General features: G+C 28.2%; 1 protein-coding gene. It reads left to right on the top strand.

Annotated features, from left to right (window positions below; genetic code table 11):
• Positions 1-206 (top strand): transposase (locus HMPREF3241_RS12360; RefSeq protein ID WP_141763182.1); only part of this gene is annotated, 206 nt, incomplete at both ends.

The raw sequence follows: 206 nt of genomic DNA, 5'->3' as shown, positions 1-206 counted from the left end.
TGTGATGATTGTTCAGAATGTCCTCTGAAAAATCAATGTATGAACTTCAATTCAAAAACAAACAAAAAAATAATGAAGAATTATAACTGGGAATATTTTAAATCCCAAATTAACAAAAAGCTTTCAGAACCAGAAACAAAAAATATCTACAGTCAAAGAAAAATTGATGTGGAACCTGTTTTTGGATTTATGAAGGCTATTTTGGG

Origin of the sequence: Staphylococcus sp. HMSC34G04, assembly GCF_001838765.1 — a bacterium.
GTDB lineage: Bacteria > Bacillota > Bacilli > Staphylococcales > Staphylococcaceae > Staphylococcus > Staphylococcus epidermidis.
This window is presented reverse-complemented; position numbering and strand designations above follow the sequence as displayed.